General features: G+C 54.1%; 19 protein-coding genes. 8 read left to right on the top strand and 11 right to left on the bottom strand.

Translation table 11 applies throughout. The features are described 5' to 3' along the window. Window positions 1-69: 69 nt before the first annotated feature. Both V0288_RS06605 and V0288_RS06600 read right to left on the bottom strand, forming a co-directional pair. On the bottom strand, window positions 70-1452 hold the full coding sequence (locus V0288_RS06605; RefSeq protein WP_332864259.1) for a UDP-glucose dehydrogenase family protein: 1383 nt from the start codon (window positions 1450-1452) through the stop codon (window positions 70-72). A gap of 40 nt (window positions 1453-1492) precedes the next feature. After that, window positions 1493-2419: a UDP-glucuronic acid decarboxylase family protein gene (locus V0288_RS06600; RefSeq protein ID WP_332864344.1), complete on the bottom strand. Its 927-nt coding sequence runs from the start codon at window positions 2417-2419 to the stop codon at window positions 1493-1495. Between the two features lie 210 nt (window positions 2420-2629). Here V0288_RS06600 and V0288_RS06595 point away from each other — a divergent pair, with 210 nt between their 5' ends. Then, on the top strand, window positions 2630-2806 hold the full coding sequence (locus V0288_RS06595; protein ID WP_332864258.1) for a hypothetical protein: 177 nt from the start codon (window positions 2630-2632) through the stop codon (window positions 2804-2806). On the opposite strand, the gene V0288_RS06590 is transcribed toward V0288_RS06595, so the two are convergent. Continuing rightward, window positions 2807-4012, bottom strand: coding sequence for a HEAT repeat domain-containing protein (locus V0288_RS06590; protein WP_332864257.1), 1206 nt, complete (start codon window positions 4010-4012; stop codon window positions 2807-2809). It lies immediately after the preceding gene. A 410-nt stretch (window positions 4013-4422) separates the two neighbouring features. Then, entirely contained in the window at window positions 4423-5703 is a 1281-nt protein-coding gene (locus tag V0288_RS06585; protein ID WP_332864256.1) for a hypothetical protein, read from the bottom strand. A gap of 427 nt (window positions 5704-6130) precedes the next feature. Between V0288_RS06585 and V0288_RS06580 the strand changes: the two genes are divergently transcribed. Further along, on the top strand, window positions 6131-7495 hold the full coding sequence (locus V0288_RS06580; protein ID WP_332864255.1) for a UDP-N-acetylmuramoyl-tripeptide--D-alanyl-D-alanine ligase: 1365 nt from the start codon (window positions 6131-6133) through the stop codon (window positions 7493-7495). A 330-nt stretch (window positions 7496-7825) separates the two neighbouring features. Beyond that, window positions 7826-8161, top strand: coding sequence for a thioredoxin (trxA, locus tag V0288_RS06575; protein WP_332864254.1), 336 nt, complete (start codon window positions 7826-7828; stop codon window positions 8159-8161). Between the two features lie 51 nt (window positions 8162-8212). On the opposite strand, the gene dprA is transcribed toward trxA, so the two are convergent. The 4 genes from dprA to V0288_RS06555 all read right to left on the bottom strand — a co-directional run bounded on the left by dprA (window position 8213) and on the right by V0288_RS06555 (window position 11730). Beyond that, on the bottom strand, window positions 8213-9328 hold the full coding sequence (dprA, locus tag V0288_RS06570; protein WP_332864253.1) for a DNA-processing protein DprA: 1116 nt from the start codon (window positions 9326-9328) through the stop codon (window positions 8213-8215). Continuing rightward, window positions 9325-10515: an LL-diaminopimelate aminotransferase gene (locus tag V0288_RS06565; RefSeq protein WP_422661921.1), complete on the bottom strand. Its 1191-nt coding sequence runs from the start codon at window positions 10513-10515 to the stop codon at window positions 9325-9327. Before V0288_RS06565 ends, dprA begins: the two co-directional genes overlap by 4 nt. A gap of 20 nt (window positions 10516-10535) precedes the next feature. After that, window positions 10536-10859 carry a thioredoxin family protein gene (locus tag V0288_RS06560; protein WP_332864252.1) on the bottom strand — a complete coding sequence of 108 codons (324 nt, stop codon included), beginning with the start codon at window positions 10857-10859 and terminating at the stop codon, window positions 10536-10538. A 100-nt stretch (window positions 10860-10959) separates the two neighbouring features. Further along, window positions 10960-11730 (bottom strand): PspA/IM30 family protein, encoded by a 771-nt coding sequence (locus tag V0288_RS06555; RefSeq protein WP_332864251.1) that lies wholly within the window; start codon window positions 11728-11730, stop codon window positions 10960-10962. Here V0288_RS06555 and V0288_RS06550 point away from each other — a divergent pair. Next, window positions 11729-12085, top strand: coding sequence for a hypothetical protein (locus V0288_RS06550; protein WP_332864250.1), 357 nt, complete (start codon window positions 11729-11731; stop codon window positions 12083-12085). The two genes, V0288_RS06555 and V0288_RS06550, sit on opposite strands and share 2 nt — an antisense overlap. Here V0288_RS06550 and V0288_RS06545 read toward each other — a convergent pair. Next, window positions 12013-12654, bottom strand: a complete 642-nt coding sequence (locus V0288_RS06545) for a PspA/IM30 family protein (RefSeq protein ID WP_332864249.1) — start codon at window positions 12652-12654, stop codon at window positions 12013-12015. The genes V0288_RS06550 and V0288_RS06545 overlap by 73 nt on opposite strands. Window positions 12655-12673: 19 nt before the next feature. Then, complete coding sequence (locus tag V0288_RS06540) at window positions 12674-13561, bottom strand: hypothetical protein (RefSeq protein WP_332864248.1); 888 nt, start codon at window positions 13559-13561, stop codon at window positions 12674-12676. A 93-nt stretch (window positions 13562-13654) separates the two neighbouring features. Between V0288_RS06540 and V0288_RS06535 the strand changes: the two genes are divergently transcribed. From V0288_RS06535 to V0288_RS06525, 3 genes are all read left to right on the top strand, one after another. After that, window positions 13655-14224, top strand: a complete 570-nt coding sequence (locus V0288_RS06535) for a DciA family protein (RefSeq protein WP_332864247.1) — start codon at window positions 13655-13657, stop codon at window positions 14222-14224. A gap of 378 nt (window positions 14225-14602) precedes the next feature. After that, window positions 14603-14872, top strand: a complete 270-nt coding sequence (locus V0288_RS06530) for a hypothetical protein (protein ID WP_332864246.1) — start codon at window positions 14603-14605, stop codon at window positions 14870-14872. Window positions 14873-15061: 189 nt separating this feature from the next. Further along, window positions 15062-16282, top strand: coding sequence for an acetate kinase (locus tag V0288_RS06525; protein WP_332864245.1), 1221 nt, complete (start codon window positions 15062-15064; stop codon window positions 16280-16282). A 221-nt stretch (window positions 16283-16503) separates the two neighbouring features. On the opposite strand, the gene V0288_RS06520 is transcribed toward V0288_RS06525, so the two are convergent. After that, window positions 16504-19179, bottom strand: coding sequence for an O-linked N-acetylglucosamine transferase family protein (locus tag V0288_RS06520; protein WP_332864244.1), 2676 nt, complete (start codon window positions 19177-19179; stop codon window positions 16504-16506). Window positions 19180-19594: 415 nt separating this feature from the next. On the opposite strand from V0288_RS06520, the gene V0288_RS06515 reads away from it, so the two are divergent. Next, window positions 19595-20941, top strand: coding sequence for an erythromycin esterase family protein (locus tag V0288_RS06515; RefSeq protein ID WP_332864243.1), 1347 nt, complete (start codon window positions 19595-19597; stop codon window positions 20939-20941). Window positions 20942-21000 lie beyond the last annotated feature (59 nt).

Below are 21000 nucleotides of genomic sequence, written 5' to 3'. Positions count from 1 at the left end.
ATACTGTAAATACGGTAAAAATTCACGATCCGCGAGAATCATGAATTTTTACCCCTTCAGTATTTCATTCTAGCGTCCGATGCCGAGATAGCGGAGACCCGCGCTCTCGATCGTCCCGACGGCGACGAAATTGCGCCCGTCGATGAACACGTTATCGCGCATCGACTTGGCCATTTTCGCGTAATCGAGATGGAGGAATTCTTTCCAATCCGTGACCAACACCAACGCGTCACAGCCGTCGGCCAGCATTTCCGGGTCGCTCTCGATGATCACCCCGCTTAACCCGTGGCTCAGGCCGCTGTGGCAGACGATCGGATCGTAGGCTTTCACCTTCGCGCCCAGACGGTTGAGTTGTTCGATCAGGATCAACGCGGGCGCGTCTCTCATGTCGTCGGTGTCGGGTTTAAAGGTCAGACCCAACAGACCGATCGTTTTCCCCTTGAGGATTTTTAAAGCCTGTTGGAGTTTCTCGATCGCGATCACGCGCTGGCGTTTGTTGACGTTAATCGCGGCGTTGAGCAGTTCCGTCTCGTAGCCGTAATCTTCCGCGGTGTGAACGAGAGCGGACACGTCTTTCGGGAAACAGGAGCCACCCCAACCGATCCCGGCTTGCAGGAACTTACTGCCGATCCGCGAATCCAGACCGATGCCGCGGGCCACCTGGGTCACGTCCGCGCCCACCCGATCGCAGATATTGGCGACCTCGTTAATAAAGCTGATCTTGGTAGCGAGGAACGCGTTCGCGGCGTACTTGATCATCTCCGCCGAACTGAGATCGGTAACGACCACGGGAACGGGCGGTAGGGAGGGATCGTCGGCGAATTTCCGCTCGGTGAGCGGCGCGTAGAGTTCCTGCATCATGGCGATCGCCCGCTCGCTGTTACTACCGAGAACGATGCGATCGGGGTTAAAGGTATCGTACACCGCCGAACCTTCCCGGAGGAATTCCGGGTTACTCACCACGTCGAAATCGGCTTCCAGACGCTCTAACGTGCCGATACCGCCCGCCGCGACCAGGGATTTCTGCCGTTCCGCTACCCCGTCGAGAACGATCATTCTCACCCAATCCCCCGAACCGATGGGAACGGTAGATTTATTAACGATCACCTTGTAACCGCCGTTGAGGTGAGCGCCGATGCCTCTGGCGACCGCTTCCACGTAACGGGTATCGCTCTCTCCCGTGGGTAGGGCCGGCGTACCGACGGCGATAAAAAGAATCTCGCCGTGTTTTACTCCCGCTTCCAGGTCGGAAGAAAATTCCAACCGTCCCGACGCGGCCGAGGATTGCATCAGTTCCGATAGTCCCGGTTCGTAGATGGGGGACTGGCCGGACTTCATTAATTTGACCTTTTCCTCGTTATTGTCGATACAGATCACGTGATGGCCGATATGGGCCAGACACACCCCGGTCACTAAACCCACGTAGCCGGTTCCGATAACACAAACGCGCATGATAATGACTCCTAAGCTTTACGGTAGTTAATTTTTAGCGTTATTGTAGACGGGCGCGGAAATCGGCGATCGTCCGTTCCAAGCCGGCTTGTAGGGGAATCGTCGGTTCCCAATCCAGATAGGTTTTCGCCCGCGTTATATCCGGTTGTCGTTGACGGGGATCGTCCTCCGGTAACGGTTTGAAGATCAATTCCGCGTTCGGGTTAATCATCCCTTGAATCACTTGAGCCAACTGAAGGATCGTGTACTCTCCGGGGTTGCCTAAATTGACCGGCCCGATAAAATCACCGTTCATCAATCGGATCAGACCCTCGACGAGATCGGAAACGTAGCAGAAACTTCTCGTTTGGGAACCGTTGCCGTACACCGTCAGGGGTTCGCCCCGTAAGGCCTGTACCACGAAGTTACTGACCACCCGACCGTCGTTTTCCAGCATTCTCGGGCCGTAGGTATTAAAAATACGAGCGACTCGAATATCGACCTTGTGTTCCCGATAGTACTCGAAGGCTAGGGTTTCGGCAACACGCTTGCCCTCGTCGTAACACGAACGCGGGCCGATACAGTTGACGTTCCCGCGATACTCTTCCGGTTGCGGGTGGACATCGGGATCGCCGTATACTTCCGAGGTGGAGGCCAGCAGGAATCTCGCTTTCACCCGTTTCGCCAACCCCAGCATATACAAAGTCCCTAAAACGTTGGTTTTAATCGTTTTGACGGGGTTGTACTGATAGTGAATGGGAGAGGCGGGACAGGCGAGATGATAGATCTGATCGACTTCCAAGCGGATCGGTTCGGTAATATCGTGGCGGATTAACTCGAAATAAGGATTGCCCAACCACTTGACGATATTCCGTCGGTGACCGGTATAGAAATTATCGATACAGATCACTTCATGTCCCTGTTCCATCAAGCGATCGATTAGATGCGAGCCGATAAAACCGGCGCCGCCCGTAACTAGGATTCTCATGTAGTGGGAGAAATAGGTTTGTAAAATTATTCTTAAAATACCCTCGCCCCGGTTTTTTGGCAAATAGTTTTTCCGATGCGTCTCTGGTTCCTCCCTATCTCCCCATCTTCCCCTCACTCCCGGTTCCCCCGCGAAATCGGTATTCTCGGGCGCGGAACCCGTCCCCGGAAAATCGCGCCATGAAGAGTGGTCCCGCCGGCGATCGAGACCATGAAGCACGAGATCGAGCCTTTTAATCCCGATAAAATCTATGAAATGGTGATTTCCGTCCATTTCTCCCTCAAGGCACGATCTCCCGAAGAGGCGACGGAGAAAGTGGAAGCCCTCCTCTCGGCAATGGATGCCGATCGCTGGCAGATCCACCGGGTTCGCGAGGCGGAAAATTAACTAGCCCGTTCGTCCCGAGACGGGCCGATCGAGTTTTTTCAAGGCCGAGACCGCGTGTAATCGCACGATCGCCTCGCGATCTCCCGCCAACGCGAGGAGGATCGATCGGCTCCCCGAATCCCCGAGTTCCCCGAAAGCCAGGGCTAAAGCTTGTTTGATCGCCGTTTTCCCCGAGATCGACGGTCGCGCGCCGTAAAATCCCTCCAGAACCCGCGCCGCTCGCCGTCGGGTTTCGGGAAATTCCCATCGCGAGAGAACGGCGATAATTTCCCGGCAAATACTCTCGTCCTCTTCGTGTAATCCCGCGGCCAGATCGTCCAGGGTTCCCGCGCTCTCGATCCATCCCAACGCTTTCACGAGCGTCGGCTTGAGGTCTTCGGGAGTCGAGGGCGATCGCAGTCCGGAAAATAACACCCGGGCCGCTTCTCTCGTACCGATCCGCCCGAGCGCGAGCGCGGTCGCCCGATACACCTCCCGATCCCGATCGGCCAGCAGGGGCGCGAGCGCCAAAACCCAATCGGGTCCCGGATACTGTAGCGCCAGATAACCGCTGGCGATCGCCGCCTGCCATCGCGGTTCGGGGTCGGGATCTCCCAACGCCGACCGGATCGCCGCCACGATCCGCCGGTCGTGAAAACTACTTAACGCCTCGATCGCCATCGCCCGAACCCTCGCGGATTCATCGTTAACCACGCCCAGCAAAGGCTCGATCGCCTCGGGACGGCGAACCCGCGATAGGGCCGCGACCGCCAGAGGCCGGGTCGCGGGATCGTCGAGCAGGGGAAAGAGACCCTCGATCGCGGGACGACCGAGACTCGCCAGCGCTTCCGCCGCCATTGTCGCCAGTTCTTCATCCCCCGACCGTCGCGCGAGTTCACCGAAAGCGAGAGTACAGGCGGGATCGTCGAATTCCCGCAGAATCCGGACGATTAACCAGCGGGTTTCCCGATCGGTTTCCTCCGCTTCCAAAAGAGCGATCAGGGGGGCGATCGCTCGCCGGCCGATCTTGGGAAACAATTTCACCAACTCCCAGCCCTGCTGGAAATCCCCGCCCTGTAGGATCGAGAGCGCGAGATCGAGCGGGTCATCGCCCGCCCGACCGTCGAGATCCCGTTCGCGCGAGAGGAGACGGTATAACGCGACGTTCGCCACGGGCCAATCCCGTCTCTCGATCGCCGTTCGAGCCTTTTCTATCAGATCTTGCATAGTGGCAACAGGGTTTCGGCCCGGGAATCGATTTCCGGAAACGGATCTCGCCCCCGGAAACCGCTATCGATTTTCCGGATAATTTTTAAGGATGCCGGAATTCCCCCGATCGGGCGCGCCCCCGCGCGCGTTTATCGCGTCTTTCTCTCGCGTTTTTTACATCGATCGTCGCCCGCTCTTCCTCGTCTCTCTCTGGAGCGATTTCGGGCAATATTTTCGATTAAAATCGTATATATTAGGAGAATTTAGAATTTATAAGCTTCTATCTATAGAGAGATAATGACTGGCTTTTAAAAATGAATTTTTCTTCCTTGTCCCTTGTCCCGTCTTCATTTCCGTTCCGGACAAAAAAAAGTTCAGCCGTCCGCTCGCGGCCGTCGGAATACCCGGTCTGAATCTCGCCGAACCGTTTAATCGCCTTGTAGTTGTCGTAGACAGGAGAGATCCGCCTTCCCGAAATGGATACTAAAAGCGACTTGAAGATTCTCCAGGGATTTGACCAACCACGGCACGCCGTCACGAGAAAATCCCTCGTAATGGTTGAAAAGAATCGAAAAGCGCTTTTCTAGATACGGTTTCACCTTACGACACATCAAGACTACCTTGAGCAGGAGTCCCATCGTCCGAGTCACCCCCATATTACCGATCATGTCTAGGAACAGGTAATGATCGGGTTTCTGCCCGCTCTCGACCACGAGGTAGTTCAACAGTTGACTGGACGTTCTTAACATGAGGAACTCGCTCGGCTTTTGGTGATCGCACTGCGGTAGGGTATTTTTCAGGATGTCGTAGAGTTTTTGATTGAACTGCCCTCTACCGTAATCCACGGACGCGACGAGATACTCGTACAGATCGTCCTTGAAATTTTTGTAGGTGGGCGTGTAAACCGTGTTGGCGAGGAAGTTTTGGGAGAGCGACCGGTAGGTACACCCGTTCTCTACCGTCCCCACGTACTGCTTGAGCGCCCGGTTTAATTCTTTATCGTTGAGAAGGGTGGGATTCTGCACGGGTTGGATAATCCGGCTCGCTTCCCGCATCATCTCCGGCGATCGGGTCGCCTGGGCTAACCGAACCTTATAGGTCACGTAACGGGATAGGTTGACCTCGAAACGACGCTCGGTTTTGCTTTTAATCTGTCTAACGGTTTGTTGGTGTTCTTGGGAACTCTCCTCACCGAGTAAACAGTGGTCGTATAGGTAGGGATAGCGGTTGATTAACGTTCCCACCGGGGAGGAGGATTTATCGCTGTATTTGGCGCTGATCACCCGGGACAAACGCTGGAGTTTGACGTAGTGATCCGAGAGGGTGAAGTTTTTCACCAAATGACGTAGGCTGTTGGACGTGCCGTATTGTCCCGCCCGCGCGGGGGGTAAATTGTCCAGCAGGGCGATCAACTCCGGGATAGCGGGTTGATAGGTCGGTTGCAGTTGCCAACGGTTAATGAGAATGTGGCAACAACGATTGAAGAAATTGTAAAAACGGATCTCGGCATCTTTCGCCTTGACCAAGCGTTCGAGAGCCACATAGATCCGAGGCTCCGGATAGCCCCTGCCCTCGATGAACAGGCGGCGGAAATCCTCGATCAATTCCTCGGGAGAATCGCCGCGCGCGCGCGAGAGCCAATAATCGTATAGGACCTGTTCTTCGTCTCTCGCTTGCCTGAGACCATCATTGAAGTTAGCTATGCTCATTTGAATCGGCCCTCCTGAATAATTAAGCGGATGAAATTAGGGCGATCGCGGGGGGGGTCAAGAATCGAGCGTCCGATCGCTCATCGATCGTGATTAGATAGTAGATACTCCGCGATCAGGATTCCCCGAGGATTCGGAGGAATCGTTGCTGGAATACCGAATAATTGCGAACGCTACCTAGGCTATTCCACTCGGTGCGGGATAGCTCCAGTATCGGCGGGATCGCTCCTCACCGTTCGATCGCGATAACGATCGATGGATTCGTAATGAGGCGCCCGGTCGATCGAGGGATTCTCTCTTCGTATCGTGCCTCTTCTCCTACTAAACTAACGACATATGACACGGGTTGTATGTGATCTCGATCACTGTTAAAACAAAATGTATCCTTTAGGTGAGCCGGCATTTTCAGTAATTTTTCGGACGCGCTATGACCTTTCATGTATCTCTATCTGAACTCGGACGAATTCTCGATCGCCCCGAGAGCGATCGCGGGAGCTATCCCCCCGATCTGCCGCTCTCGGGAATCACCACCGACAGCCGGATCGTTCAACCCGGCCAGATTTTTCTGGCCTTGCGGGGCGAGTCTTTCGACGGTCACGATTTCGTGAATTCGGCGATCGACCGGGGGGCGAGCGCCGTGATCGTCGATCGCCCGATCCCGGGGGAATTCCCGAGAGAAGTTCCCCGATTGATCGTCGAGGACACGTTAGCGAGCTATCAAAAAATCGCCCGTTGGTGGCGCGATCGATTTTCGATTCCCGTGGTCGCCGTTACCGGTTCGGTGGGCAAAACCACGACGAAAGAACTCATTTCCGCGGTGTTAGGGACGGGGGGAAACGTTCACAAAACGACGGCGAACTATAACAACGAGATCGGGGTTCCCAAAACGCTCCTCGAACTCGACGGGAGCCACGATAGCGCGGTGATCGAGATGGGAATGCGGGGGACGGGGGAAATCGCCCTGCTCGCGCGGATCGCCCGACCGACGATCGCCGTGATCACCAACGTGGGAACGGCCCATATCGGTCGTCTCGGTTCGGAAGAGGCGATCGCCGCCGCCAAATGCGAGTTATTGGCGGAAATGCCCGATACCGGCATCGCCATTTTCCCTCGCGATAATCCCCTCCTCCAACAAGCCGCCGCGCGGGTCTGGAAAGGGGAAACCCTAACCTACGGGTTGGAATCCGGGGATCTCGTCGGTCGCTTGGTCGCCCCCGACGTGGTACGGGTAGACGGGAGGGATTTTCCCCTGCCCCTGCCCGGTCGTCATAACGCCATTAATTACCTCGCGGCGATCGCCGTCGCCAAGGTACTCGGCTACGACCTCACCCCGCTCACGGGCCGGATCGCGGTCGATCTACCGGGGGGGCGATCGAAACAATACCGGCTCGAACCCGACATTCTCCTGCTCGATGAAACCTATAACGCCGGACTCGAATCGATGCTCGCCGCCCTGGAACTGTTGAAAGAAACGAACGGAACCCGTCATATCGCCGTTTTAGGCGCGATGAAAGAGTTGGGCGAGTTCTCCGGCGAGTTACACCGTCGGGTGGGCGAGAGGGCGAAAAAATTGGGGATCGATCGCCTGTTCGTTCTCGTGGACGATCCCGCGGCCTCCGCGATCGCCGAGGGATCGAGCGGCATCGAGACGGAATGTTTCCCGGATCGCGATTCCCTGACCGAGCGGTTACGGGAAACCCTGCGGCCCGGCGATCGGGTTCTCTTGAAAGCGTCCCATTCCGTCGGGTTAAACCGGATCGTCGAGTCCCTCGTTTCCCCGGTCGATCGATAAATCCCGATTTTCTACAAACCGGTCCGAGACCCGCCGGTACTGGGAAGGGAAAAAGCTCGATCGGTCCAGCTTTCCGCTTTTCCCTTTCCCGGCAAGTCCGTCCGGTTTTTAGTGATGCGGTAGAGCGAAGATCCCGTACCGCGAACGGGAGATTTTCCGGCCCGTTTCCCGCGTTCTCTCCGGGTCGCGACGGGAACCTCGCCGCGTTATCCCGTCATAAAAGTTAACTCCGAGCGGAACCCGTCCCCCGCGATTTGTGATCGGGGAACCGTTAAGATAGAATCTGTAGAGTGTTCGAGATAACCGTGATCGCTAAAAGGATTTCCTAGTATGTCAGGAGCTTCTCCCGTTACCGATGCAACTTTTAAAGCAGAAGTTTTAGACAGTGCCTTACCCGTCTTAGTAGACTTCTGGGCGCCGTGGTGCGGCCCCTGCCGGATGGTCGCTCCCGTAGTAGACGAGATCGCCGAGCAATATAAGGGACAGGTGAAGGTGGTGAAACTGAACACCGATGAAAACCCGACCGTTGCCAGCCAGTACGGAATTCGCAGTATTCCCACGCTGATGATCTTCAAGGGAGGCGTGAAAGTGGATATGGTGGTCGGTGCCGTACCGAAAACGACCCTTTCTAGTACCCTCGAAAACTATCTTGACAAAAAATCGTAAGTGTTCGATTTTCCGGTCTAGCCGCTCTCGTGACCGATGGGGTAAGGGCGGCTATCCGATCGGGTTGCCAACTTTTTGATAGCGCATACCGGGTAGTTGAGTCACCAGACCCATTAATTCCAGTTCTAATAAAATTCCCGCCACGTCGGCAGAGGGAATTCCCGTTTTTTGCACGATCGAGTCGAAAGCGATCGCCTCGTTCCGGAACACCCCGTAAACACCGGCCAGTCTCGGTTCGAGATCCGGGCGAACTTCCGCGACCGCCGCATTGTCCACTTCGGGAATCGCGCCTAACATTTCCAATAATTCATCCTCCGAAAGAATCATTTCCGCGCCCTGACGGATTAGCTGTAAACACCCCTTGGCGGAATGCACGTCGGGGGAATTGGGCAGGGCGTAGATATCGCCGCCGAACTCGTTGGCGTAGCGGGCGGTAATCAGCGATCCCGATTTTTCCGGCGCTTCCACCACGATCGTCGCGCGGCTCAATCCCGCGATAATCCGATTGCGGAGGGGGAAATGGGCTTTATTCGGGGACGTTCCCGCGGGATACTCGCTCAGGATCAAGCCGTTTTTTTGAATCTCCCCGTATAGCGATCGATGGTGCGGGGGATAGATTTTATCGACCCCGGTTCCTAAAACGGCGATCGTCCGTCCCCCGGCCTGTAAACAGCTTTGGTGGGCCTCCCCGTCCACTCCCTCGGCCATTCCCGAGACGATGGTAAATCCCTGTTTGGCGAGACGGCCGCTCAATCGCCGCGTCCAGCGTTTGCCGTGTTCGGTGGGTTGACGCGTGCCGACAATGGCGATCGTCGGTACCTGCCCCTGATTTTCTAACAGATTCACTTTCCCCCGATAGTACAGCAGGGGAGGGGGGCTAGGGATCTCCCGCAGGAGACGGGGATAGTCCGGATCGTCGGGTGTCCAGAAATCGGGATTTTTAACGAGATGTTCTGCTAAAAGTTTGTCCGGGTCGATCCGCGGGCGACTCTCTCTTACGGTTTCGATCGATTTCTTCCCGAAACCCTCTATCTCGGCGAGCGCGTTGACCGGGGCGGACCAAGCGGTTTCTAAATTCCCGAAATGCTGATGCACTCGTTTGAGCAGTACCGGCCCGATCCCGGGAATACTCGACCACGCCAACCAATAAGCCCTATTTCCGCTCATAAATCGGTCGCGTGTAAAAATTCGGCGATTCTCTCCACGGCGGTTTCGAGGACATCGGGATCGTGAACGAGGGCGAAACGGACGTATCCCTCGCCGCATTTGCCGAAACCCGCTCCCGGAGAGACGGCGATCCCGGTTTTCGCGACCAATCGGGTACAGAAGCCCGCGGAATCGCGCCGCCACGGTTCGGGCAGTCGCGCCCAGACGTACATCGTGGCTTTCGGTCGGGGAACGTGCCAGCCGATTCGATCGAGCGCGGCAACAAACGCGTCACGGCGTTTTCGGAAGGTTTCCACGGTTTCTCGAACCGAATCTTGATTTCCGGTCAACGCGACGATCGCCCCGTTAAGAATGCCGCGATACTGGTTAAAATCGACCATCGCCTTAATCTGACGTAACGCGGTAATTAATTTGGCGTTCCCGATGGCGAAACCGACGCGAAAACCGCCCATATTGTAGGATTTGGAAAAGGTGAAGAACTCGATCGATCGCTCTTTCTCCCGATCGGCCTGAAGGATAGACGGGGGCGCGGGTGTCCCGTCAAAATAAAAATCGTGGTAGGGGAAATCGTGAACGAGAACTAAATTATATTCCCGGCAAAAATTTACCGCTTTCTGGAAAAATTCTAGAGGGGCGATCGCCGTGGTCGGGTTATGGGGATAACTGAGTACCATCATCCGCGATCCGGCGAGAACGGCGGCGGGAATGTCTTCGAGTACGGGTAAAAAGTCATTTTCCGCCAGAAGCGGCATGGAATACATCTGTCCGCCCGCTAACGCCACGCCGCCGATATGGGAGGGATAGCCGGGGTCGAGTAAAAGGGCGAAATCTCCCGGATCGAGGAGCGCGAGGGGAAGATGGGCGGTTCCTTCCTGAGAACCGATTAAGGGAAGAACTTCCGTTTCCGGATCGACGGGAACCCCGTAGCGATCGCCGTACCATCGCGCCACCGCTTGCCGGAATTCCCCCGTTTCCCGGTGTAGTAAATAGCCGTGGGTTGTCGGGTCGTGTAAAGAACGCTCGATCGCCTCGATCACGGGCGCGGCAACCGGGAGATCGGAGGAACCGAGGGAGAGATCGAGAATGGGGTTTCCCGCCGCTTTACTGAGGGCTTTCGCGCGGTCCATGTCGGCGAAAACGTTCGATCGCAGGGAATCGAGGCGGCGCGCGAGGCGGATATCGTTCATGGTGAGGGGATAACCACTATCTAAAGGTGGGTATCGAGAAAAGATAGTAACTGTTGCTTACCGATCGCCCCCTCGTGGGAACTCAAGAGTTCGTTATCTTTAAATAATCTCAGGGCGGGAACTCCCTCGACCTTGCAGAGCGCCCTCGCGTCGGGGTTGGGATCTACCTCCAGTTTAACCACTTTCAGGCGATCGCCGTAGGTCTGGGCCACCCAATCGATCGACGGGGACACCAGACGACAGGGACCGCACCAATCCGCCCAAAAATAAACGAGAACGGGTCGATCGACGTTAAATACTTCTTTTTCAAAGTCCGTATCGTTAATGACAGTTACCTTGCTCACGATGGCGTTCCTTATTGTATTTATTCCGAAAAAAACAATCAGGATTTTTGTCGATCCTGATTCGAGTTCGGGCGGGAAAAACCCGCCCCTACAGCGTATCTTACATTTCTTTGAGCTTTTTGCGGAGTTCTTCTAGCTCGGCATCGACCACCTGATCCTGCGGGGTGGAGGAGGGTAAAGCGGTGGTCGCGGGAGCGGTTCCGGGTAAAGCTCCCCCGGACATCTGCGCTTTCAGCATGGCTAACTCGTCATCCACGTCGCTCCCGGCTTCCAGTTTGGCGAACTCCTGTTCGATGCCCATGCCGCCCAATTCCCCGTAGGCCTGGCTTTGCGACTCCAATTGCAGGACTTTCTCTTCCATGCGCTCGAAGGCGGCCATGGAACTGCTGGTGTCGATCCCGCCGAGGGTTTTTTGCAATTCCTCGTTAGCTTTGGCGGCTTTAGAACGCGCCACGAGCATATTTTTCTTGGTTTTCGCCTCGGAGATCTTGCTTTCTAGGGCGATGAGATTTTTTCTCAGGCTATCTACTTGAACCGTTTGTTGATCGAGTTGATTTTTGAGGATCGCGGCGGTTTCGGCGTAATCTTTCTTCCGTTTGAGGGCTTCGCGGGCGAGAGTTTCATCACCTTTCGAGAGAGCGAGTTTCGCTCTTTGCTCCCATTTACTGGATTCCGATTGTTCTTTGCTGTATTTTTGTTCGGTTTGCCGCTGTTCGGCGATCGCTCTAGCGACCGCCTGGCGAAGCTGAACGAGGTCTTCGTTCATGTCGTTGACAGCTTGCTCCAGAATCTTCTCCGGATCTTCGGCCTTGCTCACCATATCGTTCAGGTTCGCTCGGACAACTCGGCTAAGGCGATCGAATAATCCCATGACGCTCTCTATCCTCTCGGCGTTATTAGGTTTACGGTATTTTAAAATTTTATCTCTTGCCCAAGGGCTTATTTTACAGTGTAAACCACCGATGCGGTTTCCCGCGACCGGTCAGAGGAGGCAGGAGGCAGGAGGCAGGACTCAGGAGTCAGGAGTCAGGAGTCAGGAGTCAGGGGGGAAAAATACCATTACTATCTCCCTATCTCCCCATCTTCCCACCCAAAACTTTTCCCTCTCCCGTCCGGCTTGCAACCCGTTGATTTCCGGTCGGCGCTTTCCCGTTCACTCCTCGGGATTTTTCATCCTCGTCAGTTCCGCCTCGATCTGTTTCTGTCCCTCTAGATTTTTGAACTGACGCTCTAGGGGATCGCTCTCGCGGAGCAGTTCGGCGCTCGACTCCATTTCGAGAACTTTGGCCTCTAATCTCTCGAAAATGGGACTTCCATCGATATTTCCGAGAATTTCGCTCGCTTTTTTCGACGCGCTGGCCGATCGCAGTCTCGCCACGTAGAGACTTTTTTGCGCTTTCATGTCAGCATATTTCCGCTCTATTGTCAAGAGATCTTTCTTTAGATTTTGAATCACGCCCCCCTGTCGCGCGAGGAAGGTTTGCAGGGGTTCGAGTTGACCGTTATAGGTTTGCCAGTGGCCGAGGGCTTCGCGGGCTAGGTTCTCGTTGCCGTGTTCGATCGCCATTCTCGCGCGATCGTGCCAGTTTTTCGCCGCTTTTTCCTGTTGTTGCAGTTGGCGCTCGGTGCGTTTCCGGGTGGCCACGGCTTCCGCGAGGGCTTGCCGCATGGAGATCAATTCCCCTTCCATCTCCAGGATCGCCTGTTCTAAAACCTTTTCCGGGTCTTCGCTCTCGCGGATCGCGCTGTTAATCTGGGCGCGAATCGCCTGACCCATTCGATCGAGCCATCCCATTACCGTCCTCCCGACACGACTACTGATTCACGGAACTGCCACTTCTATCAATAATGATAGTGCCGGGAGCCGTCGGCCGGGGTTGGGAAGTTTCGGCATCCGGGGACGGTGGATTCGTCGGCCGCGGGGGTAATTGTCGTTGTAACTCGTTCGTCTCCCGTTGATTCTGGAGATTCATCCGGCGCGTTTTCTCCCGTTGGAAAAAGGGTTGATTCGAGGCGGCTTCTTCCCGTCGGCGTAATTCATCTACCATTCGCTCGTTGAGTAGGGCCGGGGAGGGAGAGGGCGGGGGATTCCGGCTAACAGTAGCGGACGTTTTCGGGGGATCGATCGCAACGATCGGGGCGGGTGGAGACGGGGGAACCGCGGGCGCGGGTAAAGATTGACGGATCTGGCTGACGGGAAGGGTGTGAGCGGGCATTAACGCGGGCTGTAGGGACGGGGGCAGTAGGGCGCCGGCTAAACTTCCCGTCGGTTGGGTCGGGCGAAGGACGGGCTTCGCGGGAGGGATAGGGATCGAGGAAATCGGGGCGGTCGTCACGGGAACGGTGGAAGTGACGGGAAGAGTGCCGGGGGTAACGGGAGCTTTGGCGGGTCCAGCGACGTTGACGAGGGTATCGAGATTTAAAGCCGTGGTTTCCGCTGTTTTCGCGGGAACCTCGCCGATCGAAGGGCGCGGGGTCGGGGACATCAACTGACTCCACGTTAGGAGACTATTGGCCAGGAGAAAGATAAAAATCGAACCGATTCCCCAGGGAGTCAGGAAAGCCTCGACGGGACTCGGGGCGATCGAGGTGACGGAGGCTTCTAGATAGTCCGTATCGGGATCGTAGAGGGACGAGCGGCCCGATCGGTGGACGATCGAGACGGTGGGATCTTCGGGAGATGGCGGGCGATCGGGGTTCATGGCGGATAGGCTAGGATATTCGGGAAATAGCGTTACCTTGACCGTAGCAGGTTTTTTCGTTCCAGTGTACCGGGTAAAACCCGGATTTCTTTCATGTCTTTCGATCCTCTTGATAATGTTTTACGATCGCTGACGCGACAACCGGGATGGGAAAGTTATCACCGGTACGCGCGGGCGATCGAGAGTTGGCGGAAGGTGATTTCCCCGCGTCTTCTCGCGCAAACGCGCCCTTTTTCCCTCCGGAACGGGGTGTTATCGGTGGCGACTAAAAGTGCCGCCCTAGCCCAAGAACTTTCTTTACAACGTTACGGTCTCCTGGCGAAACTCAATGGTTTACTCGACGAACCGATCGAGGATCTTCATTTTTCCTCGGCGCGCTGGCACGATCGACCCCCCGCGCCGCCGATCGAGGCGATCGACGAGCGATCGATCTCCGAACACCCCAGTTTTGTAGAAAAAGAAGAAATCCCCTCCCCCGATCCCCCCATCTCCCCATCCCTCTCCCCTCGGGAAACCCTCGATCGATGGCGGGAAAAAATCCGGCGAAGATCTCGATCGTGGCCGGTCTGTTCGCGCTGTCAATCGCCGACCCCATCGGGCGAGATCGAGCGCTGGGGATGTTGCGCTTTCTGCGCGGTTCGGACGCGGGGCGATCGCCAATAATTTTTCGCGGATCTACCGTGAAAGGGATGTTTCGAGAGCCGTCAATTCCTGTACCTTTTCTGTCTTGATCGAACCCGATCCCGTCAATTCTATCTAGTCAAGCCTTGATCCCCGTTGGTTTATCGAGAATGCCGAGCGATCCCCGTCGGTTGTCAACTAAGTCAACTAGGTGGGGACTTCGATCATTATGGCTTTTTGTAAAGGGACTATTAAAAGATTCTAAAAGTCAAAACGATCGGGTGAATGACCGGAAAGGTTATGGACTCTTCGTTCCGGGAGAGGGGGGCGCGGGGATCGCCCGTCGCGGGAGTAGGAAAATATTTAATAGAGCTAACGAGTGTAGTTCTTTTATAATGATCTTTTTTTTAAACCAAACCCATGCAAGCCACTAACTTCCTCACATCTTCCTGTCGATATTGTCGGTACTATCAGGGTCAAGGTCGCCGCGGGGGGACGTGTCAGCAGTTAAACGTTCCCGTGGACGCTCATTGGAAGGCTTGCGCGTTGGCGGCCCGACCCTTCCATAATGAGTGGCAAGAACTGGACGATTTCGTTCGTTTAGAGCAATCCCTCGCCGTGTCCTGCCCGATCTATCCCGCGCCCGTTTCCCCGAGCCGTAACGCGCCCCGACAGCCGATCGCCGTGTGAGCGTTCGATCGGGCTTGTTCCCCTGACTTTATCGAGAAAATCCCTTATATAACTCTTTTTATCGAAAAATTCACCCCGGCGAGCGATCGTCATTTCTTTGCAAAAACGAGAAAAACCTTTCCTTTTATCGGGGCTTATCCAACGTATCGCTAAGATGGAGCATCGGTAATTTTCCGTCGATACGTTGCTATGAAAATCCTGGTATTGAACGCGGGGTCGAGCAGTCAGAAGAGTTGTCTATACGCTCTAGACAGTTTACCCTCCCACCCTCCCGAACCGATCTGGAAAGCGGATATCGATTGGTACGCGAAACCGGATTCGGGACTCCTGACCGTGAAAGCGCGGGGTGTCAAACAGTCGATCCCCGTGTCCGCGAGCGATCGGATTCTGGGGATCGAGTGTATGCTGAAGAGTTTGGTAGAGGGGGAAACGCGGGTGTTAGAATCGCTCGCGGAGATCTCGATCGTCGGCCATCGCGTCGTCCACGGGGGGATCGAGTATTCTACGGCGATCGGGATCGCCCCGGAGGTCAAGGAAACGATTAAAGCCCTGATTCCCCTCGCCCCGAACCATAATCCCGCCCATATCGAGGGAATCGAGGCGATCGAGCGTATTTTAGGCGATGTACCCCAGATCGCGGTGTTCGATACGGCTTTCCATCGATCGATCCCCCCGGCTTCCTCTCTCTATCCCATTCCCTACGAGTGGGCCGAACAGGGTATCCGTCGCTACGGTTTCCACGGGACGAGCCATCAATACTGTAGCCGACAGGCCGCGGACATTCTCGATCGCCCGATCGAGTCCCTGAAAACGATCGTCGCGCATCTGGGGAACGGCGCTTCCCTGTCCGCGGTGAGGGGGGGAGTCTGTATCGACACGACGATGGGATTTACCCCGTTAGAGGGATTGATGATGGGAACCCGAAGCGGTTCGATCGATCCCGCTATTTTGATTTACCTACAACAAGAATGGGCGTTTACTCCCGAGAAACTAAATACTTTATTGAATAAAGAGTCGGGATTGAAGGGAGTTTCGGGAATTTCGGCGGATATGCGCACGGTTATCCTGGCGATGCAGGAGGGGGACGAGCGATCGAAACTGGCTTTCGATATGTATATCCATCGTTTGAAAAGCTGTCTCGGTTCGATGCTGGCTTCTCTGGAGGGTTTAGACGCGCTCGTTTTCACCGCGGGAGTCGGGGAGAATTCGGCGATCGTGCGGGAAAGAGCCTGTCAGGGTTGGGATTTTCTCGGTTTACAGTTAGATAAGGAGAAAAATGAATCCCATCCCGTCGATACGGATATTTCTACCGCGGAATCGAAGGTTAGGATTCTGGTGATCCATACCGAGGAGGACTGGGCGATCGCGCGGGAGTGTTGGCAGTACGCCAAATTCTCCGGTTCGCTGTAAGGGAGACGGAGTAGGGCGATCGAGGTTTGAGAAGGCGATCGGATCTGTCGTCGGGATAAACTTCTCTCTCGGGACAATTGGTAGAGTCGGTTTCTTGGAGCTATGTAAGATGTTGGCGGCTCATTATCGGGTCTGATTTGTTGTTAATGTCAGACAATATCTGATGAGCCTTTTTTCGCCCACTCTTGAGGCTGACGCGTTTCATTTTTGAATTGGCGATTCTATAGGAGAGGATCGGGATAGGTGGCGACTACCGATCGATAGAAATTTTCCAGTTCGGTAATGCCGGTTCGATCGTCAAAAACCCGATCCTCGTTTTGTCGGGTTTTATTTTTAATCTCCTGCCGCCATTCGGGATCTAATCCTAATCGAACCGCTATCTCGATATATTGTTCCTTATCGCGGGCGATCGTTTCGGGTATCCCTAACATTCGCAAGATCGCCGCGGAGTGTCGGCCGCGCATAAATTCTCCCGGACAGGTAACAACGGGAAGATGACAGGCGATCGCCTCTAATGTCGTATTGCCTCCCGACCAACTTAAGTTATCTAAATAAATATCGGAAAGTAGATTCAGAAAGAAATAGTTGCTCTGATCTAATTTCGGGACGATCGTACCGTACTCGTGCCAATTTAATCCGAAGGAATCAAAAGCTTTTATCAATCTTTCTTCAAAGCATCGAGTGACAAAATCGCTTTGATGGGCGATAAATACGAATTGACTTCGCGGAACTTTTCGGGCAATTCTCGGAAAGATATCGTCATTTTGCGGGAGATATTTAAATAAGGTCTGACAATTGAGATAAACGATCGATCCCTCCTTTAATCCCATCTCCGATCGAGTCTTTTGAGTTTCGGGAAGGTTCGGCTTCGGATAGGCGATACTTAAATTCGGTAAACGGATTAATTTTTCCCGATAGTGACTGTCCCCGTCTTCGGGTTCCATTAATTCACTAGAGAGAAAATAATCGATCGTCGGGAGTCCGGAGGTGATGGGATGTCCCCAAGTCACGCATTGTACGGGGGCTAAACGTAATCCCGCGAGAGGGGTCGTTCGCGCGTCCATACCTATATCTAAATAGACTAAAATATGCAATCGATCGCTGATAATCTGTCGGGATATTGTATCTATTGTTTGCGATTGATCGAAGGAATAAAATCGATCGCTAAGGTGCCAGTATTCCCGTGTGGAATCATCGATCGTTCCATTGATATCGATCGAGTAGGAATACACCTCGAACTGTTGACGGTCGCGATAGGCTAACCAACCCCGGAAGAGTTTCGCGACGGTATGACGGCGAAGGTGCGCGGAAATGTACCCGACTCGGATTTTACCATTATCGGGTTCGGGCATGGCTAATTTTCTCGCTCGATCGGGAAGGGTTGCCGTAGTAATTTGATAGACCAAATTCCCGTATTTATTTTGTAATTCAAGATCGTTTCTCGCTTGATATTGTAAGTAAAAATTCGTTCTCCAACTGACACCTTGTAGTGCTTCCTCTCGTTGTTCTCTCGTTTCGAGACATAAGGTATCGATCGCTTTCTGTAATTCTCTCTCGTATTTCGATCGATAGTATTCGATATCCTCTGTTTTCTCGTAGACGATCGGCATTAACCGCATTAATTCCAGACGGAACGCTAAACTATCCGGAATCAATTGTAAGGCGAATTTTGTTGCCGAAATCGCTTCCGCGATCGGCCGTAAATTTTGTAACAACCAAATTTTACATAGGTGAATCTGGACATTCCGCGGATGGTTTTTAATTCCTAAATCATAAATTTCTAATGCTCTCGTTTCGTCACCAATTAATTTATAGCTATTGGCGAAACACAAATAAAAATTTATATCGTCGATCTTCTCGTGAGCGACTTGCCGATAGTATTCGATCGCCGATCGATAGGATTTTCGAGTATGGAAATAATTCCCTGAATAGAGAGCGGAAGCTTGGCGATCGGATGATAAACGATCGAACCAGGCTTTATTCTCTAAAAATTCAGGACGATCGCCCCCTAGAGGAAGCGCTCGCTCGTACATTTTTTCCGCTTCCCCCCATTGTTGCCGAACGAAATAGATATTGGCGAGATTGAGATAAGCGGGAAAGAATTTATCGTCGATTTGAAGTGCCGATCGATAGGAGTTTTCCGCCTCTTCTAATTGTCCGATCTGATAGAATAAATTACCGAGTCTATTATAAGCGTTGAGAAAGTTTTTCTCTAGCTCGATCGCTTTTTGATAGGCGAAGATCGCTGGCTGGAATTGGTATTGTTTTTCTAAAATCCCGCCGATCGAGTAATGATATTCCGCTCGATCGCCCTCGATTTTTAACGCTTTTACCACGCAGGAAAACGCATCGATATATCTCCCCTGTCGCTCGTACAGTAAGCCGATATCGTGCCATATTTCCGCCGATAGATCGTTCCAAGCGAGGAGATTCTCGTAAATTCTCGTCGCTTCCGCGTAGTTCTCACGCTCGATCTCCTCTTTCGCGCGCTGGCGTTCGTTGGCGATACTTTCCCCGGCCAGTTTCTCGATCTCCGGGGAATCTTCCTGTAGGGTTTGCAGTTGAAAATAAAGCGTTTTCGCGATCGGGAGATTACCGTTTTCAATTGTCCGTCGGATCTCGCGGGTGAGAATCTCTTCCAAATCCTCGCTAGAGCCGGCTTCTAATACCCAAGACATCCAGATTTCCGTCGCGGTCTCCTCGTCGCCGAGTAATAGATAACCGAGTCCTAAATAACCGTAATACGCGCCGTTTTCCGGTTCGGACTCGATCGCCCGTTGGCAGAGAGCGATCGTTTCCTCGTAATCCTGACAATCGAGAGAGCGATCGAGCGCGGTTCGCATTTCGTTATCGATGGCTATCATCTGCGGTTCCCGGTAAGTCTCCAGATCCAACATACCCATCGATCGATCGAAAATAACACGTTGGTGGAATCCAAAATTTCTGGTGTGGATAGGGAGTCAGGAGTCAGGAGTCAGGAGACAGGAGGTAGGAGAGAAACCCAACAATTTAGGGGGCGGGAATCACGACACCCGTTAGATAGAGGAACGGGATCGATCGACCGCCTAGAATGGAAACCGTAGACGCGATCTCGCCCCGCATTCGCTAGAGGTCGGAAAGAACGGTACTATAGACCTCTCGCACGATTCGTTTTTGAGAGACTAAAAACTTCAAAAACTAGAGCCATACCAGATAAATAGATTTTTTCTAGGATTTTTAGCGACAATACTCTTTATTCTTCCTCCTGATTCCTGACTCCTGACTCCTGACTCCCTATCCACACGACAATTTTTGAATTCCGCGAGAAATCTTATGACGAACACGACGACGATCGAGAACCGGGACGCGATCCGCCAGATCGCCCGTCCGTTCAGCGGAACGCCAGAAGATCTCGACCCTTTGATAGATGCGATCGACAACGCCCGTTTCGTACTCATCGGCGAGGCTTCCCACGGAACCCACGAGTTTTACGACCTCCGCGCCGAGATCACGAAACGTCTCATCCGGGAGAAAGGGTTTATCGCGGTCGCGGTCGAGGCCGACTGGCCCGACGCGTACCGGGTGAATCGTTACGCGCGCGGCTTGGACGGGGATATGACTCCGGAGGAGGCGTTACGGGGTTTCGATCGCTTTCCTACTTGGATGTGGCGGAATACGGATGTAGTGAACTTTATCGGCTGGTTACGGGAATATAACGACGGTTTACCCGCGGGACGAACGAAAGCCGGGTTTTACGGGCTGGATCTATATAGTTTATATACCTCGATCGCCGAGGTCTTGCGCTATCTCGATCGAGTCGATCCGGAGGCCGCGGCCCGCGCGCGAGATCGCTATTCCTGTCTGGAAGATTTTCGCGAGGATAGTCAGAAATACGGTTTCGCGGCGAGTTTCGGGTTAACGGAATCCTGCGAGGACGCGGTGGTTAACCAATTACTCGATCTGCAACGTCGCGTCAGTGAATACACGCTTCGGGACGGTTCCACGGCGGAAGAGGATTTTTTCTACGCGGAAGGAAACGCCCGATTAGTGCAGGACGCGGAGCGCTACTATCGATCGATGTTTCAAGAACGCGTGTCGTCGTGGAACCTGCGCGATCGACACATGGCGGAAACGCTAGAACTTTTGGTCGAACATCTCGAAAGACGGGGAAACGGGGCGAAAGTGGTCGTGTGGGCGCATAATTCCCATCTAGGGGACGCGCGGGCGACCGATCGATCCGGGGTGGAGGAGTGGAATGTCGGACAACTGGTGCGGGAAAAATACGGGACAGACGCGTTTTTAATCGGTTTTAGCACGTTTACGGGGACGGTGACGGCGGCGGTGAATTGGGACGATCCCCCGCGATTACAACGGGTTCGGCCGGCGCTACCGGACAGCTACGAGGCGCTATTTCACGAGACCGGTTTACCCCGATTCTGGCTGAATTTACGAGACGCGAACCGCGACGCGCCGGGATTGCGGGAACGGCGATTAGAACGGGCGATCGGCGTGATTTACCGCCCGGAAACGGAACGTTTTAGCCATTATTTTTACGCCTGTCTCCCGGATCAATTCGACGCGATGATCCATATCGACGACACGCGGGGGGTTGAACCGCTCGATCGAATGTTACCCCACGAGTCGATCGAACCCCCGGAAACTTTTCCTTCCGCGCTGTAGGGTACGGATTCGCGTCGGGGTTTTCCGCTCGCGCTCGATCGGGGAAGGCTAGAATTTAA

The sequence above is a fragment of the Pannus brasiliensis CCIBt3594 genome (genome assembly GCF_036688125.1).
Taxonomy (GTDB): Bacteria; Cyanobacteriota; Cyanobacteriia; order Cyanobacteriales; family Microcystaceae; genus Pannus; species Pannus brasiliensis.
This window is presented reverse-complemented; position numbering and strand designations above follow the sequence as displayed.